The organism is Rhizobium sp. 10PS4 (assembly GCF_032464805.1).
In the GTDB taxonomy this organism is placed as follows: domain Bacteria; phylum Pseudomonadota; class Alphaproteobacteria; order Rhizobiales; family Rhizobiaceae; genus Rhizobium; species Rhizobium laguerreae.
Window position 1 is genome coordinate 376086 of the sequence record NZ_JAWDIW010000004.1, and the last position, 14535, is coordinate 390620.

The 14535-nt window shown below is 60.9% G+C and carries 18 protein-coding genes and 2 pseudogenes; 12 read left to right on the plus strand and 8 right to left on the minus strand.

Going from position 1 to position 14535, the window contains the following annotated elements; all coding sequences use genetic code 11:
- Positions 1-7 precede the first annotated feature (7 nt).
- Positions 8-684 (minus strand): annotated as a pseudogene (locus RWJ89_RS09935) (HAD family hydrolase).
- A 119-nt stretch (positions 685-803) separates the two neighbouring features.
- A complete protein-coding gene (locus tag RWJ89_RS09940; protein ID WP_168281685.1) occupies positions 804-1223 on the minus strand; it encodes a DUF2000 domain-containing protein in 420 nt (139 codons plus the stop codon).
- Positions 1224-1359: 136 nt separating this feature from the next.
- Here RWJ89_RS09940 and RWJ89_RS09945 point away from each other — a divergent pair, with 136 nt between their 5' ends.
- Positions 1360-1845 carry an Lrp/AsnC family transcriptional regulator gene (locus RWJ89_RS09945; protein ID WP_168281953.1) on the plus strand — a complete coding sequence of 162 codons (486 nt, stop codon included), beginning with the start codon at positions 1360-1362 and terminating at the stop codon, positions 1843-1845.
- Positions 1846-1897: 52 nt separating this feature from the next.
- On the opposite strand, the gene RWJ89_RS09950 is transcribed toward RWJ89_RS09945, so the two are convergent.
- Complete coding sequence (locus RWJ89_RS09950) at positions 1898-2215, minus strand: hypothetical protein (RefSeq protein ID WP_168281684.1); 318 nt, start codon at positions 2213-2215, stop codon at positions 1898-1900.
- A gap of 211 nt (positions 2216-2426) precedes the next feature.
- Here RWJ89_RS09950 and RWJ89_RS09955 point away from each other — a divergent pair, with 211 nt between their 5' ends.
- The 3 genes and pseudogenes from RWJ89_RS09955 (at position 2427) to RWJ89_RS09965 (ending at position 4573) form a co-directional block, all read left to right on the plus strand.
- A complete protein-coding gene (locus RWJ89_RS09955) occupies positions 2427-2753 on the plus strand; it encodes a hypothetical protein (RefSeq protein ID WP_131663842.1) in 327 nt (108 codons plus the stop codon).
- A 153-nt stretch (positions 2754-2906) separates the two neighbouring features.
- A pseudogene (locus tag RWJ89_RS09960) lies at positions 2907-3017 on the plus strand (deoxyribodipyrimidine photo-lyase); the annotation flags it as partial.
- Between the two features lie 296 nt (positions 3018-3313).
- Positions 3314-4573 carry an SAM-dependent methyltransferase gene (locus tag RWJ89_RS09965; protein ID WP_168281682.1) on the plus strand — a complete coding sequence of 420 codons (1260 nt, stop codon included), beginning with the start codon at positions 3314-3316 and terminating at the stop codon, positions 4571-4573.
- Here RWJ89_RS09965 and RWJ89_RS09970 read toward each other — a convergent pair whose 3' ends face one another.
- A complete protein-coding gene (locus RWJ89_RS09970) occupies positions 4574-5407 on the minus strand; it encodes an SDR family NAD(P)-dependent oxidoreductase (protein WP_168281680.1) in 834 nt (277 codons plus the stop codon).
- Positions 5408-5506: 99 nt separating this feature from the next.
- Complete coding sequence (locus RWJ89_RS09975) at positions 5507-6166, minus strand: ChrR family anti-sigma-E factor (protein ID WP_221945870.1); 660 nt, start codon at positions 6164-6166, stop codon at positions 5507-5509.
- Positions 6167-6392: 226 nt separating this feature from the next.
- Between RWJ89_RS09975 and RWJ89_RS09980 the strand changes: the two genes are divergently transcribed.
- From RWJ89_RS09980 to RWJ89_RS09995, 4 genes are read left to right on the plus strand one after another with little or no spacing between them, the layout of a single operon-like run.
- Positions 6393-7430 (plus strand): cysteine synthase A, encoded by a 1038-nt coding sequence (locus RWJ89_RS09980; protein ID WP_168281678.1) that lies wholly within the window; start codon positions 6393-6395, stop codon positions 7428-7430.
- A gap of 6 nt (positions 7431-7436) precedes the next feature.
- Positions 7437-8174: an alanyl-tRNA editing protein gene (locus RWJ89_RS09985; protein WP_168281676.1), complete on the plus strand. Its 738-nt coding sequence runs from the start codon at positions 7437-7439 to the stop codon at positions 8172-8174.
- Positions 8175-8192: 18 nt separating this feature from the next.
- Positions 8193-9062, plus strand: coding sequence for a 3-mercaptopyruvate sulfurtransferase (gene sseA / locus RWJ89_RS09990; protein WP_168281674.1), 870 nt, complete (start codon positions 8193-8195; stop codon positions 9060-9062).
- A gap of 5 nt (positions 9063-9067) precedes the next feature.
- The gene (locus RWJ89_RS09995; RefSeq protein ID WP_012757173.1) at positions 9068-9628 is read left to right on the plus strand and encodes a GNAT family N-acetyltransferase; all 561 of its coding nucleotides are present in this window, start codon (positions 9068-9070) and stop codon (positions 9626-9628) included.
- A 30-nt stretch (positions 9629-9658) separates the two neighbouring features.
- Here the strand turns inward: RWJ89_RS09995 and RWJ89_RS10000 are convergent, their stop codons facing one another.
- Positions 9659-9895, minus strand: coding sequence for a hypothetical protein (locus tag RWJ89_RS10000; protein ID WP_168281672.1), 237 nt, complete (start codon positions 9893-9895; stop codon positions 9659-9661).
- Positions 9896-9973: 78 nt separating this feature from the next.
- Here RWJ89_RS10000 and RWJ89_RS10005 point away from each other — a divergent pair, with 78 nt between their 5' ends.
- Positions 9974-10483, plus strand: a complete 510-nt coding sequence (locus RWJ89_RS10005) for a DUF1203 domain-containing protein (RefSeq protein WP_168281670.1) — start codon at positions 9974-9976, stop codon at positions 10481-10483.
- A gap of 16 nt (positions 10484-10499) precedes the next feature.
- Here the strand turns inward: RWJ89_RS10005 and ald are convergent, their stop codons facing one another.
- Entirely contained in the window at positions 10500-11618 is a 1119-nt protein-coding gene (gene ald / locus RWJ89_RS10010) for an alanine dehydrogenase (RefSeq protein WP_221946017.1), read from the minus strand.
- A gap of 156 nt (positions 11619-11774) precedes the next feature.
- Between ald and RWJ89_RS10015 the strand changes: the two genes are divergently transcribed.
- The 3 genes from RWJ89_RS10015 to RWJ89_RS10025 all read left to right on the plus strand — a co-directional run bounded on the left by RWJ89_RS10015 (position 11775) and on the right by RWJ89_RS10025 (position 13787).
- The gene (locus RWJ89_RS10015) at positions 11775-12236 is read left to right on the plus strand and encodes an Lrp/AsnC family transcriptional regulator (RefSeq protein WP_221945853.1); all 462 of its coding nucleotides are present in this window, start codon (positions 11775-11777) and stop codon (positions 12234-12236) included.
- Positions 12237-12415: 179 nt separating this feature from the next.
- Complete coding sequence (locus RWJ89_RS10020) at positions 12416-13297, plus strand: DMT family transporter (protein ID WP_221998971.1); 882 nt, start codon at positions 12416-12418, stop codon at positions 13295-13297.
- Positions 13298-13382: 85 nt separating this feature from the next.
- Positions 13383-13787 carry a PilZ domain-containing protein gene (locus tag RWJ89_RS10025; protein WP_221946016.1) on the plus strand — a complete coding sequence of 135 codons (405 nt, stop codon included), beginning with the start codon at positions 13383-13385 and terminating at the stop codon, positions 13785-13787.
- Here RWJ89_RS10025 and RWJ89_RS10030 read toward each other — a convergent pair.
- Positions 13757-14479 (minus strand): hypothetical protein, encoded by a 723-nt coding sequence (locus tag RWJ89_RS10030; RefSeq protein WP_003538796.1) that lies wholly within the window; start codon positions 14477-14479, stop codon positions 13757-13759. The two genes, RWJ89_RS10025 and RWJ89_RS10030, sit on opposite strands and share 31 nt — an antisense overlap.
- Positions 14480-14535: the final 56 nt, after the last annotated feature.

Here is a 14535-nt window from a genome sequence, read left to right on the forward strand (position 1 = left end):
AGCACTGTCAGGCCGCGTTCGGGACGATCAGCATCCGGTGATCGGAGGAGATGCGGACCGAGATCTCATCATAGGATGAAAGCGTCGGGTGCGGCGTCTCCATCTTTTGGTGATGTGTTGCCGTGATGACCATGACATCGGCACCCGCCGCCTCGCCGGCGGTAATGCCGGCTGCGACATCCTCGAACACCAGGCAATCCTGCGTGCTGACGCCGAGGCGCTCGGCGCCGAGAATATAACATTGCGGGTCGGGTTTTCCGACCTTCACGTCCTCCGCCGTCACCATGAATCTCGGCACCGGCAAGCCTGCTGCCTCCAGCCGCCGGTGAGCAAGGCGTAATGCGAGGAGGTGACGATCGCCCAGCGATCCGGGGGCAGTGAACTCAGAAAGGTCGCGGCGCCGGGAATGGCCACAACGTCGCTGACATCGGCGATCTCGGCCTCGGTCACCAGCTTCGATTCATGTTCGGGATCGACTCCAGGCAGGTTCAGCCGGGTGATCGTGTCAATGCCGCGCGATCCATGCATCTTCGGTAAAAAGGTGGCGACATCGAGCCCCTGACGCCTCGCCCAGTCGCTCCATACACGCTCGGCCGCACGGATCGAATTGAGGATGGTGCCGTCCATATCGAACAGGAAAGCGGCATAGGGCTTCTCGAAGCCGCGGGGCATCGGCAGGGACAAAGGCTGATCCTTTTAAGGAGGAGTGTCGGATGGTCGTCGTATCGTTCGATCAAACGGCAAATCATGGCCTTTTGCAAGCTTTCCCAGGACGAGCCTATCCGCACGCCCGGCCAAACGGATCACCGAAGCAGCTTTAGCGAGCCGGTCAGCGAGCGGATCCATTTCGCCGGGCCGGCGAGCCCGACGCCGTCGATAATTTCCGAAGAGAGGTCGCGTTCGGGCATCGAAGCCTCGTAATCGGCATAAAAGTGCAGCGCGCGGGCAAAACGCGGGAATGGCACGACCAGCGCACCTTCGGGGGCCGGCAGTGCCTTCAGCAAAAGTGATCTCAAATCGGTCGCCGCGGCCTGCAGCACCGGGACCGGCTTATTGGCACTGACATGAAATGCCCGACCGGCACGATCGGTCAGCCGCGCACCGGCAAGCGCGGGTGCCGCAGCACCAAGGCCGATCGACAGCACCGCAACAGTATTGGCGAGTTCGCCAACTGGCAGCCCCGGTTCGACAATCACCGCGACACGCCAATCCTCAACCATCATCCGTCCGCTCCTTCTCTGTTCGAAGTCCTCAACCTATCGAAAGGCAGGGAAATGTCCTGCCTATTCCTGACGTCTCGCTTCAAAATCAGGTAAGATCTTCCCGTTAATCGATAAAACTCGAAAGGACATACCTATGATGGAATTCGAGCCGGGAGATATCCGCATATTGAAGGCGCTGCAGGGCGATGGGCGGCTCACCAATCAGGAGCTTGCCGAACGCGTGGGAATGTCGACATCGCCTTGCTGGCGCAGGGTAAAAAAGCTGGAAGAGGCAGGCGTCATCCGCGGCTATCAGGCTGTCGTCGATCGCCGCGCCGTCGGCCTCGGCGTCCTGGCTTTCGTGCGTGTCCAGATCGACACGCATTCGCATGACGAAGCCGAGCGGTTCGAGCGCGAGGTTGGTGACCTGGAGGCGGTCATCGCCTGCTATTCCATCGCCGGCGAGGCTGATTTCCTGCTGCAGGTGGTCGCGGCTGATCTCGACAGCTACGCCGAATTCGCCATGACGGTAATCCGCCGTCTGCCCGGCATCAAAGAGATGCATACGATGTTTGTGCTGAAGGACATCAAAGCATCGACGATCCTGCCTGTTCAGGCATCGGCCGCCAGCCTTTCGCGCTGAAGTAACCGCCTGCCCCTTTCCCTCCGTCTGCGGCCTCCAGACAGGCCACCGGCTAGAAGGCTGTGCTGGCAGTGGTGGTGATCTGGTCGCAGGAGAGCCGGAGACCGATCGGATCGTGGCACAGATCATCCTCGGTGCCGGCGAGTTCCAGCCCGTCCGGAGCGTCGGCACGCAGGTAGGTCTGCGTGGTGACCTCGACGCGCACGGGAGCGGCGGTCCAGAGCGAGGGGCGGCTGACGTCAATCGCGGAGATACGGCCCTTCTCGCCGCTCAGTGCAGAGGACGCGATCGCCATCCCGCTTGCCGTCAAGGCGAGTGAGAGCGCAATCTGAAGACCGAGATCTGCGGCCTCGCGAGGGGAAACGAACATAGCGGCCTCATGCTGCGGGCTTTTAGCGTTTCATCATGCAACTACGGCAGGTGAGCGCGTCGATCCAGCGGCTTCGACCGTTAAGGTTTATGCATAACCACGCGGGACAGCCGCAGGGGCCCGCTAAGTTTTTTTGCAAATTTCGGAACAATGATTCCACCAGGCGGTTACTCGAGGGTCATCCAAGATGAAAATCAAAGGAGGATATCCTATGACTAAATCCCTCATTGCCGCTTCACTGCTTGCCATCGGCATGGCGTCGTCGGCCTTTGCCCAATCGAACCCCGATCCGATCGGGCCAACGAATGGCGGTTCGACCGACCCGAGTTCCGGCAATTATTCGTCCGATTACACCAATAGTGACAACGGCATTCGTCCGGTACCTGTCTCGCCGGTCGATCCGACGACGACACAGAGCATCGGCCGACCGCAGACGATGGAATGCCCCGGCATGCCTCGGCAGATGTCCGGCGTCGACACGCGCGGCGGTCAGAGCGGCGCATCGATCAGCGAAGCCTGCCGCGAGTACGACAACTAAGCAGGCGGTTCCCCGCTCCCGGAAAAGGCCGGTTCACGCCGGCCTTATCCATGTCGTGGCAGCGATGAACGCTTTTCCTTTGCAATGAAATTTTTGATCCGGGCGTTCCGTACATCCGTAGCAGGTTGAAGAACACAGTCAGGGAACGCTTCATTGGCAAGGGACGCGGCAAAACCGGTTATCCTTTGGTTTCGCAAGGATTTGCGCCTTGACGACAACGAGGCTCTCAACGCAGCCCATCGCTCCAGGCGGCCGATCAACCCGTGAATTGCGGCTGAAAGCTCACGCCACGTCAGGCGTCCGGCGCCTCTGCCTGAAGTCGGCGTCCGGCCGCCCCGCCCGCTTGCACACGTGGCGGAATGACATATCAGCACGCGCGTTTTTCACACGCGCAAAGCGATGTTGCAGCACTTTCAACTGCTGCAAAATCTTATCCTCAAATCGGTTCCGATTTCAGGAATTATGCGGTAGCCTTTCATGCAATGGCCGGAGGCCGCCCGAGTACATCGTCGCGGATGTATCGTCGTCCCGAACCGGCAAAAAATGCTGGAGGAGGAGAGATGAGCAAGGCGCAGGACTGGAATCTGCTGGCCCGTGACGCGGTGACGCTGACGGGGGAAAACATATCCCGTCTGGCAAAGGGGCTGCCCTTCAAGGCGAAGCTGGCGCTGCGCGGACTTCTGCGCATGCAGCACGGTTCGCTTGCCGTCACCCTCCCCGACGGCCGCAGGCTGCTGATCGAGGGCAAGCAGCCCGGGCCGAAGGCGGCGCTCAGCCTCAACAATTGGAACCTTGCCTACCGGGCGCTGACGAGCGGCACGATCGGGGTCGCCGAAACCTATATGGACGGCGATTGGGACAGCCCCGACATCACCGCCTTCCTTGAACTCTTCCTCGTCAACGGCGAGGCCGCGCACAGCTATGCGCATGGCAAGGGCGGCGTCAGCCGTCTCTTCGAGCGCGTCCGCCATTGGATGAACGCCAATACCAAAACGGGCTCGAAGCGCAACATTTCCGCCCATTACGATCTTGGCAACGATTTCTACAGGGAATGGCTCGATCCGAGCATGACCTATTCCTCAGCACTTTATTCGACCGGCGCCAACGATCTGCAATCGGCCCAGAACGCCAAATACCGGGCGCTTGCCGAGGCGACCGGCATCGGGGCTGGCGATCATGTGCTGGAGATCGGCTGCGGCTGGGGCGGTTTTGCCGAATTTGCCGCAAGCGAGCTGAACTGCAAGGTGACGGGGCTGACGATCAGCCGTGAGCAGCTCGCCTTTGCCGAGGCGCGCATTCACAAGGCCGGCCTCGATGACCGCGTGGAATTCCGTTTCCAGGATTACCGCGATGAAGCAGGGCTCTACGACCGAATCGTCTCGATCGAGATGTTCGAAGCGGTCGGCGAAAAATACTGGCCGTCCTATTTCTCCAAGCTCCGGCAATGTCTGAAGCCGGGCGGCAAGGCTGGGCTGCAGATCATCACCATCCGGCCGGAATCCTTCGACCAGTATCGCAGCAACCCCGACTTCATCCAGAAATACGTCTTTCCCGGCGGCATGCTGCCGACGCGCAATCATCTCGCCGAACTTGCCGGCAAGGTCGATCTGTCGCTGGTCAAGGATTTCGGCTTCGGGCTCGACTACGCCCGCACGCTCGCCGAATGGCGCGAGCGTTTCTGGTCGGTCTGGGAACGCATCCGCCCGATGGGCTTCGACGAGCGCTTCAAGCGGCTCTGGGAATTCTATCTGTTCTATTGCGAGGCCGGCTTCCGTGCCCGCAATATCGATGTGCGCCAGGTCGTGTTCTCGCACCGTTGATCATTCCGCCGCATGCGGTGTCACCGGGTGGCGACCAGCCGACGGCGGCCGCTCCCGCCAGCCGGTCACGCGGTTCACCAGCGTGAAATAAACGCTATAGGGGAGCAGGCGCGCGAGCTTCAGCATGGTGGTGAAGCGCTTCGGAAACGTGATCTCGAAGGCCTGCGATTTCAACCCGGCGACAATCTCCCGGGCGGCCTCCTCGACGGATACCAGCGACGGCATCGGAAAGGCATTCTTCCTCGTTGCCGGCGTATCGACAAAGCCCGGGCAGACGAGCTGGATGCGGATGCCCATCTTATCGAGATCGAATTTCAGGCTTTCGGCCATATTGATCAGCGCCGCCTTGGTGGCGCCATAGGCAGCTCCCGTCGGCAGGCCGCCATAGCCGGTGACGGAGGAAACGATGGCGATCTGTCCCTGCCCCTTCGCCTTCATATGGCGGATCGCCGGCAGCAGACAGTTGACGACGCCGGAGAGGTTGACGGCAAAGCTCTTCTCGAAATCGGTGCGGTTCAAATCCTCGGCATGGACGGGCAGGTAGACGCCGGCATTGAGGATCGCCATGGCGAGCGTGCCGTGCTCATATTCGATGGAGGCCATGACATGTTCCATGTCCTCGGCATCGGTGACGTCGCCGTCGAGCACAATGATACCGCCCGAGAGGCCATTGGCTTCGGCTTGCAGTTCGACCAGCTTTTCGTGGCTTCTGGCCGTGACGGCGACCTTGTATCCTTCGCCGGCGAGCCTCAGTGCAAGCGCCCGGCCGATGCCCGAGCTCGCACCCGAAATCCAGACGATTCCATGTTCGGGATGGGCAATGAAATCACGCATGACATGTTCCTCCGGGCTGCCTGATCAAATGCGAAAACAGGTCCGGAAGTTCCTCAACCCCTCCGGATTTACGGCTCTATCACACTATTGTGGCTGCTTTCAGCCGATCAGGTCGCCGATCATCTGGCGGAAGGATCCGGTGAGCTTGACCGGTCCGTCCGAGACGGCAAAGGCGATGCAAGGCCTGTCCTTTTCGGCGACCGGCCGGTGGTCGACCGTCTCGTCGGCAATGGAGATGTCGCCGGGGCCGAAACGGCCGCGTTCATCGTTGAAGGCGCCGTCGAGAATGAGGATCAGTTCCATGCCTTTATGGGTGTGCGCCGGCAAGGCGCGGCCAGGCCGGATCCACATCAGGCTGACCTCGCAGCCGTCCATGTCGAGCGAATATTCCTTAAAACCGGGCAACCGCCGGCGCCAGGGCACATCCTCGGCCTCGAAACCCAAGAGGGCGCGCAACGCTTGCGGAAACAGCGCGTTTTCCGGTCGCGTGACCGTCCGTGGCGCCGGGATGGGAGAGGCAGAGGAAAAGATTGCCGCAAGCCGCCCGTCGCGATCGGCAATGGCGGCTTCAGGCGCGTTTTCCAGAGCTTCGCCTGCCAGCAGCTCGAGGCTGTTCACCAGGCTGCGATTGTCCGGTTTCATTTCGAGATGAGACTGAACCAGCACACGCGCCGGCTCGGGCAAGGAGCCGGCAACATAATGCGCCATCAATGCATCGATCGTGTCGATCTGCTCGTGAACCATGTCGGTTTCGGTCACGCCCTGTTGCCGCGTTCCGTTTTCGCTTTGTCGTCATCCGTACGGGGAAAGTCAATCTTCGGATCACCCCTCACACGGCGGGATTGCGGGCCATGCGTCATTTCAGGGAAAGGAAAGCAAATTTTATCGTGTCCGACAGAGGCGTGGAATAGCATTTCTTGCCAACTCAGCCTTGTGAAGGGAAAAGACCGTTCCTAAAGTAAGAGTTCGAATAGAGGCAGATTCCATGACCTTCCACCCCTCCGTCCTCGACGCCATCGGCAACACGCCCCTGATCAAACTCAAGGGCGCCTCAGAGGCGACCGGCTGCACCATTCTCGGCAAGGCGGAGTTCCTGAACCCCGGCCAGTCGGTCAAGGATCGCGCCGCGCTCTACATCATCCGCGACGCAGAGCGGAAGGGGTTGCTTCGTCCGGGCGGCGTCATCGTCGAGGGCACGGCCGGCAATACCGGCATCGGATTGACGCTGGTCGCCAAGGCGCTCGGTTATCGCACCGTCATCGTCATTCCGGAAACGCAGAGCCAGGAAAAGAAAGACGCGCTGAAGCTGCTGGGAGCCGAACTCGTCGAAGTGCCCGCCGTTCCCTACAAGAACCCGAACAACTACGTGAAGGTGTCCGGGCGGCTGGCAGAACAGCTGGCGAAGACCGAGCCGAACGGGGCGATCTGGGCAAACCAGTTCGACAACGTCGCCAACCGCCAGGCGCATGTCGAAACGACGGCAAAAGAAATATGGCAAGACACCGACGGCAAAGTCGACGGCTTCATCTGCTCGGTCGGCTCCGGCGGCACGCTCGCAGGTGTCGCTGCCGGCCTCAAGGCTTTCAAGGCAGACGTCAAGATCGGCATCGCCGATCCCGACGGCGCCGCACTCTATGAATTCTACCAGAACGGCGCGCTGAAATCCGAGGGATCCTCGATCACCGAGGGCATTGGCCAGGGCCGCATCACCGCTAATCTCGAGGGCTTCACGCCTGACTATGCCTATCGGATCCCCGATGCCGAAGCGCTTCCTTATCTCTTCGACCTCGTCGAGAACGAGGGCCTCTGCCTCGGCGGATCGACGGCGATCAACATTGCCGGCGCGGTCAACCTCGCCCGGGATCTCGGACCTGGTCACACGGTGGTGACGATCCTCTGCGATTACGGCAACCGCTATCAGTCAAAACTCTTCAACCCGGATTTCCTGACGTCGAAGGGACTGCCCGTTCCGGGCTGGATGGCCAAGTCGCCCGATATCCACGTTCCCTACGAGCCCGTGTGAGACCCCATGCCCGTCAATGCCCTCTATCGTGACGACTTCTATCTCTCGACATGCGAGGCGGTCGTCACCGCCGTTCACGAAGACGGGGGCATCGAACTGGACCAGACCTGCTTCTATGCGACATCAGGTGGCCAGCCTGGTGACACCGGGCTGCTCGAACGCGCCGACGGCACCAAGATCGCGCTCGGCCAGACGAAGCATGGTCCAAGCAAGGATGTCATCATCCATGTGCCACTCGAAGGTGAGCCACGGCCTGTGGTCGGAGAGACGCTGGTGCTGCATGTCGACTGGCCGCGCCGCTACAGGCTGATGCGCATGCACACGGCCTGCCACCTGCTTTCCGTCGTCTGCTCCTATCCGATCACCGGGGCTGCGGTCGGCGAGGAGGAAAGCCGCGTCGACTTCGACATGATCGAGACGATCGACAAGGACGAGGTGACGGCCAAGCTGATGGAACTGGTCGAGCAGAACCATCCGGTCACTCTGCAATGGATCACCGACGAAGAGCTTGTGGCCAACCCCGATATCGTCAAATCGAAGAACGTGCGCCCGCCGATGGGGCTCGGGCGCGTCAGCCTCGTCTGCATCGGCAAGAACTCCTCGATTGACAGCCAACCCTGCGGCGGCACACATGTCTCCGAGACTCAGGAAGTCGGCCGGATCCATATCGCCAAAATCGAGAAGAAGGGCAAAGAGAACCGGCGCTTCCGCATCCGCTTCGGCACGCCCGGCGACGAAGCCTGACCATCAAGGGAGACCATAATGAGTGAGACCAAGAGCCGTTTCGTCGTTTCGGCCGACTGGCTGCAGTCCGAGCTCGGCAAAGCTGACCTGCGCGTGCTGGACGCTTCCTTCTATCTGCCGGCGCAGAAGCGCGATGCCGATGCCGAATATGCAGCCGGCCATATTCCCGGCGCTATCCGCTTCGACCAAGACAAGATCGCCGACCATTCAACGTCGCTGCCGCACACGATCCCCTCGCCCGATTATTTCGCCGCCGAAGTCGGCCGGCTCGGCATCAGCGAGAATGATCGGATCGTCGTCTATGACGGCATGGGCCTGTTCGCCTCGCCGCGCGTCTGGTGGCTGTTCCGGGTGATGGGCGCGAAAAATGTCTTCGTGCTCGATGGCGGTCTCGACGGCTGGAAGGCCGAGGGCCGTCCGCTTGAAACCGAAGCGCCCAATCCTGCGCCGGCGACCTTCACGCCTGACTTCGACGAGAGCCGCGTGGTGACGTTCGATACGATGCGCGATATCGTCTCCAGTGGCGCGATGCAGATCGCCGATGCCCGCAGCGCCGGCCGCTTCGCCGCCGTCGAACCCGAGCCGCGTGCCGGCATGCGCTCCGGCCATATGCCTGGCGCCCGCAACCTGCCCTCCGGCGTCTTCGCCAGCCAGGGCCGTTTCAAGTCGCTGCCGGAACTCAGGCAGACGATCGAGGATGCCGGTATCGATCTTTCAAAGCCTGTCGTCACCTCCTGCGGCTCGGGAATCACCGCCGCGATCATCACGCTGGCGCTGGAATCGCTCGGCCACAACGACAATAAGCTTTATGACGGGTCGTGGAGCGAATGGGGCAGCCGTGACGATACGCCCATCGTCACCGGTCCGCCGACGCAGGCCAAAGTCTGATCGCCATGGGAAAGGCACCCGCTTCGCTGAAAGCTCACATCACCCGGCTCGAAATGACGGCGCCGCCGAAGGCGAGCATGCCGGTGCCCGTCAACATCCAGACGGCGATCATGCGCGCTCCCGAGATCCCATTGCCCTTCTACCGCTATCTCTACCGGCAGGTGGGCGCGCGCTGGCAATGGGTGGACCGGTTACGCATGAGCGACGAGCAGCTTGCCGAGACGCTGAACGACAAGCGCAACAATATCAGCGTTCTCTATGTTAACGGCGCGCCCGCCGGCTTCTACGAATATTTCTGCGAAGACGAGGATATGATCGAGCTCAGCCATTTCGGCCTGATCGAACATGCGCTCGGTCTCGGCATCGGCAAATGGTTCCTGCTGCAGGCGCTCTATGCTATCTGGTCGCTCAATCCCAAACGAGTTACCACCACCACCAACAATCTCGACCATCCGCGTGCGCTGCAGCTCTACCAGATGTACGGCTTCTCCCCGGTTTCGACCGGCACCGGCATCGTGCGGCCGCTCAGCGACAAGGAGCTTCTGGAGATTGCACGGAAAAGCTGACGGATGCCTTCCTGACGTGGGCAGAGCTGGTTAACGTCGCGTCAGGCTGTTCGGACGGCGCGGGTCGTTGCGGCGCTCGAAATCGAGCGTTCGGCCCGACTGTTCCTTCAGTTCCGCCACTTCCTTGCGCAGAGCCTTAAGCTCTTCCAGTATTTCCACATTCTGTTGCGCCAGCAGCGCGAGATCGACATCGGCCAAGGGTTTCTCCTTTCGCCTTACAAAGTACGGACAGAAGATACGCCGCTTTTCGCTTTTCGGCGATCTCATATCCAGATGCAGGCAAGAAACGGGTGGCTTGCGCGTTCGTCCAGGTGCAAATCATGGCAATCACAAAGGAGATTTGCCATGACCGCCATTCGTTTTGTCGCCATGCCGACGACCGACGCCGAATACCTCTGGAACGGCGGCCGCGACGCCTATGACAGGCTGCCCGAGACGATCGTTTCCGATGGTCCCGGTCATCCCTGCCGCCATTGCCTCGAAAATATCGATGCGGGCGAGGAGTTGCTGGTCTTCGCCTACCGGCCCTTCCCCGAGTTGCAGCCCTATGCCGAAACCGGCCCGGTCTTCCTGCACAAGCAGCCTTGTGCACGCTATGCCGCCGAGGAGATCATGCCGCCGGTGCTGACGACGAGCCGTGACTTCATCGTCCGCGGCTATAACGAAAATGACCGCATCGTCTACGGCACCGGCGCGGTGACTGCTATTGGCGACATTCCAGCCTATGGCGAGGAGCTGCTGGGACGATCTGATATCGCCTATGTGCATGTGCGTTCCGCGCGCAACAACTGCTTCCAATGCCGGATCGACAAGGTAAAGGCGCCGGGCCTTGCGGAGACCGGCGCCTCTATCTGACCTATAGTCAGGTAACTCACGCTACGTTCAGCACGCTTTCAGGCGCGAAGGCCTCGTAGCCCAGCGCGTCGGCGACCGGTTTGCTGGTGATGCGGCCCTTGTGGACGTTGAGGCCGTTCCTCAGATGCTTGTCTTCGGCAATAGCGCGCAGGCCGCGATCGGCAAGCGCCAGTCCATGAACCAAGGTGGCATTGTTCAGCGCGTGCGCCGAGGTGACCGGCACGGCGCCCGGCATGTTGGCGACGCAATAATGCACGACGCCGTCGACTTCATAGGTCGGATCGGAATGGGTCGTCGCATGCGAGGTCTCGAAGCAGCCGCCCTGGTCGATGGCGACGTCGACGATGACGGAGCCCTTCTTCATGCCGGACAGCATTTCGCGGGTGACGAGCTTCGGAGCGGCAGCGCCGGGGATCAGTACGGCGCCGATAATGAGATCGGCCGAGAAGACTTCCTCCTCCAGCGCCTGGATGCTGGAATAACGCGTGTGGATGCGGCCTGCGAAGATATCGTCGAGCTGGCGCAGGCGCGGCAGCGACTTGTCGAGGATGCTGACATCGGCGCCAAGGCCGGCAGCCATCCTGGCCGCATGCAGGCCGACGACGCCGCCGCCGATGACCGCGACCTTGGCCGGCAGCACGCCGGGCACGCCGCCGAGCAGGACGCCGAGGCCGCCATTGGCCTTCTGCAGGGCGGTCGCTCCTGCCTGGATCGACAGGCGTCCGGCGACCTCCGACATCGGCGCCAGCAACGGCAGGCCACCGCGTTCGTCGGTCACCGTCTCATAGGCGATCGCGGTGACGCCGGAGGCGATGAGGCCTTTGGTCTGTTCGGGATCCGGCGCCAGGTGCAGATAGGTGTAGAGAAGCTGGCCGTCACGGAGCTGCGCCCATTCGGCGGGCTGCGGCTCCTTCACCTTGACGATCATGTCGCACTTTTCGAAGATATCCTTGGCGGAGGCGGCGATCCTGGCGCCAGCCGCGGCATAGGCGGCATCATCAGCGCCGATACCGATGCCCGCTTTGGTCTCCACCCAGACCTCGTGGCCGTGGGCAACGTATTCGCGCACCGAAGCCGGCGTCAGGCCGACGCGATATTCATGATTCTTGATTTCCTTCGGGCAACCGACACGCATGCGCGTTCCTCTCATTTTATCTCCGCGGCCGCGGATTTTTTCAGATGAGGAATCCAACCATCAAGACAGTGAAATGTCCTTGCAAAGACGATTTGCGAAGACGCGATTTTTCGGCGATTATTGCGCTGCTCCTATTTTTCTTCGAAGGTTCTTCGAATGGCCGATCTCGATACCATCGATCTTGCGATTCTCCGGGCATTGCAGGCCAATGCTCGCATCACCAATGCCGGGCTTGCCGAAAGGATCGGATTGTCGCCTTCGGCCTGTTCGCGCCGGCTCGACATCTTGGAAAGAAGCGGCGTCATCGGCGGCTACCATGCGCGGCTTTCACACAAGGCGCTCGACTACAAGATGATCGCCATCGTGCATATCTCGCTCTCCGGCCAGTTCGCCAAGACGCTGGCGGAATTCGAGGCCGCAGTGAAGCTCTGCCCGAACGTGCTCGTCTGTTACCTGATGTCGGGCGAATACGACTATATCTTGCGCGTCGCCGCCCGCGACCTCGAGGACTATGAGCGGATCCACCGCGACTGGCTGTCGGCCCTGCCCCACGTCGTCAAGATCAATTCCAGCTTCGCGCTCAGAGAAATCATCGACAAGCCGAATGTCGGCCTTTGAGGCCTTGCATCTTTGCCGAAAGCCTGCCCAGACTTTCGTCGCGCGCACGCGTTTCCCCACTACAGCGCCGCGCGTCTTTTCAGACGCGCAGAGGACGCTGTAACACCTTAGACTTCTGTGTAATTTCACCCTTAAATCGATTTCGATTTAAGGGTGAAATTACACAGTAATGGCAAATCATGACATCGAAGACCCAAGGCTATATTTTCGCGCTGCTGGCGATCACCATCTTCTCCCTGCAAGATGCCATCTCGAAACATCTGGCGACGGCCTATCCGCCAATCTTCGTGACGATGATCCGCTACTGGGCCTTTGCGCTTTTCACGATCATCCTCGCCTCGAAGATGCGCGGCGGCATCAAGGCGACGGCCCGCACCAAACGCCCTCTCCTGCAGGTGACCCGCGGCGTGCTGCTTGCCGTCCAGGTGGTTCTGGCCATCACCTGCTTTGCGATGATCGGCCTTGCCCGTTCACAGGCGATCTTTTCCGCGACGCCGATCCTGATCGCGCTGCTGGCGATGCCGATCCTCGGCGAGCGGGTCGGGTGGCGGCGGTGGGCAGCGATCGGCGCCGGACTTTTCGGGGTGCTGCTGATCCTGAAGCCGGAAGGCGAATTTTTCGACGTGAAGCTGCTTCTCGCCGTCATTTCCTGCTTCAACTTCGCCTTCTACGTCATCGCCACCCGTCTGGTCAGCCGCGACGATTCATCGATGACCAGCTTCTTCTATACCGGCGTCGTCGGCGGCGTCACGATGACGCTGGTCGGACCGTTCTACTGGAGCTGGATGTCGTCGGGCGACTGGGGCTGGATGGCGCTCGTCTGCGTCACCAGCATTTCCAGCCATTATTTCCTGATCCGCGCCTATGATGTTCTCGATGCCGCCGCCGTCCAGCCGCTGACCTATCTGTCACTTGTCTACGCCTCGGTCATCGGCATGGCGGTCTATGACGAAACGCTCAGTCTCAACACGATCATCGGTTCGATCATCGTGGTTGCCGCCGGGATTTTTACGGTCTGGCGCGAGCATGTGGTCGGAAGCAGGGCCACTGCGGCCAATTGATTGTTTCACTGCAATTTTAGCCAAGCCCCTAAAACCATTTCAATTTTCCGACGCTATGCTCCCCCGCTATATCAAGGGAGACAGTATGACCCGCAACTTGAAAATAACCGCCCGGAAGTATGATCGGAAAAACTGCCGCATTTTCGGCCATGTCAAATATCTGAACAGCCAGGTGGATGCCCGCATCCTCGACCTATCGCTGACCGGTGCCGCCCTGGAGATGAAGGGGCCGCTCCATGCCGCCTCCGGCAGCCAGGTGCGCATCGAGGCCGAAAACCTCGGGCTGCTCGAAGGCATCATCCGCTGGAAGCATAATGGCCGCGTCGGCATCCAGTTCGACGTGAATTCGAATGCGCGGGCGCAGATTTCCTCCTATTTCCGCTTTTTCCATAAGGAGATGCGACCGGTGCTGGCGGTACGCCAACTGGCCAAAGCCGGCGCCAATAGCGACCGGATGCCTCATTTGGCAACGTCGACGCTGAAATCGTAAGGCTGCACGGCCTTTGCGCCGAATGACCGGCTGAGATCGTTCCAGTAGCTGCGGTTGACGTTGACGTCGAGGGTGACCGAGCCTTGCGTCTGCGGCAGCCTGGCGCCGAGGTCCCTGACGTTGACCGTGGCGGTATTGGCGTTGGCGCCGGACAGCAGGATCGTTTCCGTGCCAAGCGGCACGTTAACTGCGCCGGGCGCCTGGCTGCTGGAGAGCGGCTCGCTTGATATGATCTGGCCGTCTCCACCCAGGAACTTGATATCGCAGGTCTGGCATTCGCCCTGCGTCCAGCCGGGATTGACCTTCAACTCGACCCGCGGTGGCAGCGAGCGAGTGCCATCCTGAGCATGGGCGACGCCGACGATGCCGAACAGGCTGGCGGCCGAGCTGACCTCGATCGGCCTCGGGTTGGCTGCACTCCCCTGTGCGGCGGCCATGATGAGGGCCGGTGCGCCGATGCCAAGAAGAAGCGCCTTCTGCAACTGCTGTTCGCGATAGATCAGGGCGATAGCGCCGCCGATAATGAAGAAGACGACGATGGCGGCAAGCGCGCAGGCAACTGAGATCCAAGGGTTTGCCGTCGTCGTCAGCCATTTCTCCACATCGCCGCTGTAGAGCGCCTGCGCCTTGTCGACCAGACTGGGTGCGATGCCTCCGAAACCTCCGACCAAAGCGATAACGACCTTGTTCATAATCCCATCTCCCCCAATGGTTCCAGCTGTTACCACTGTACCATAAATTGCATTTC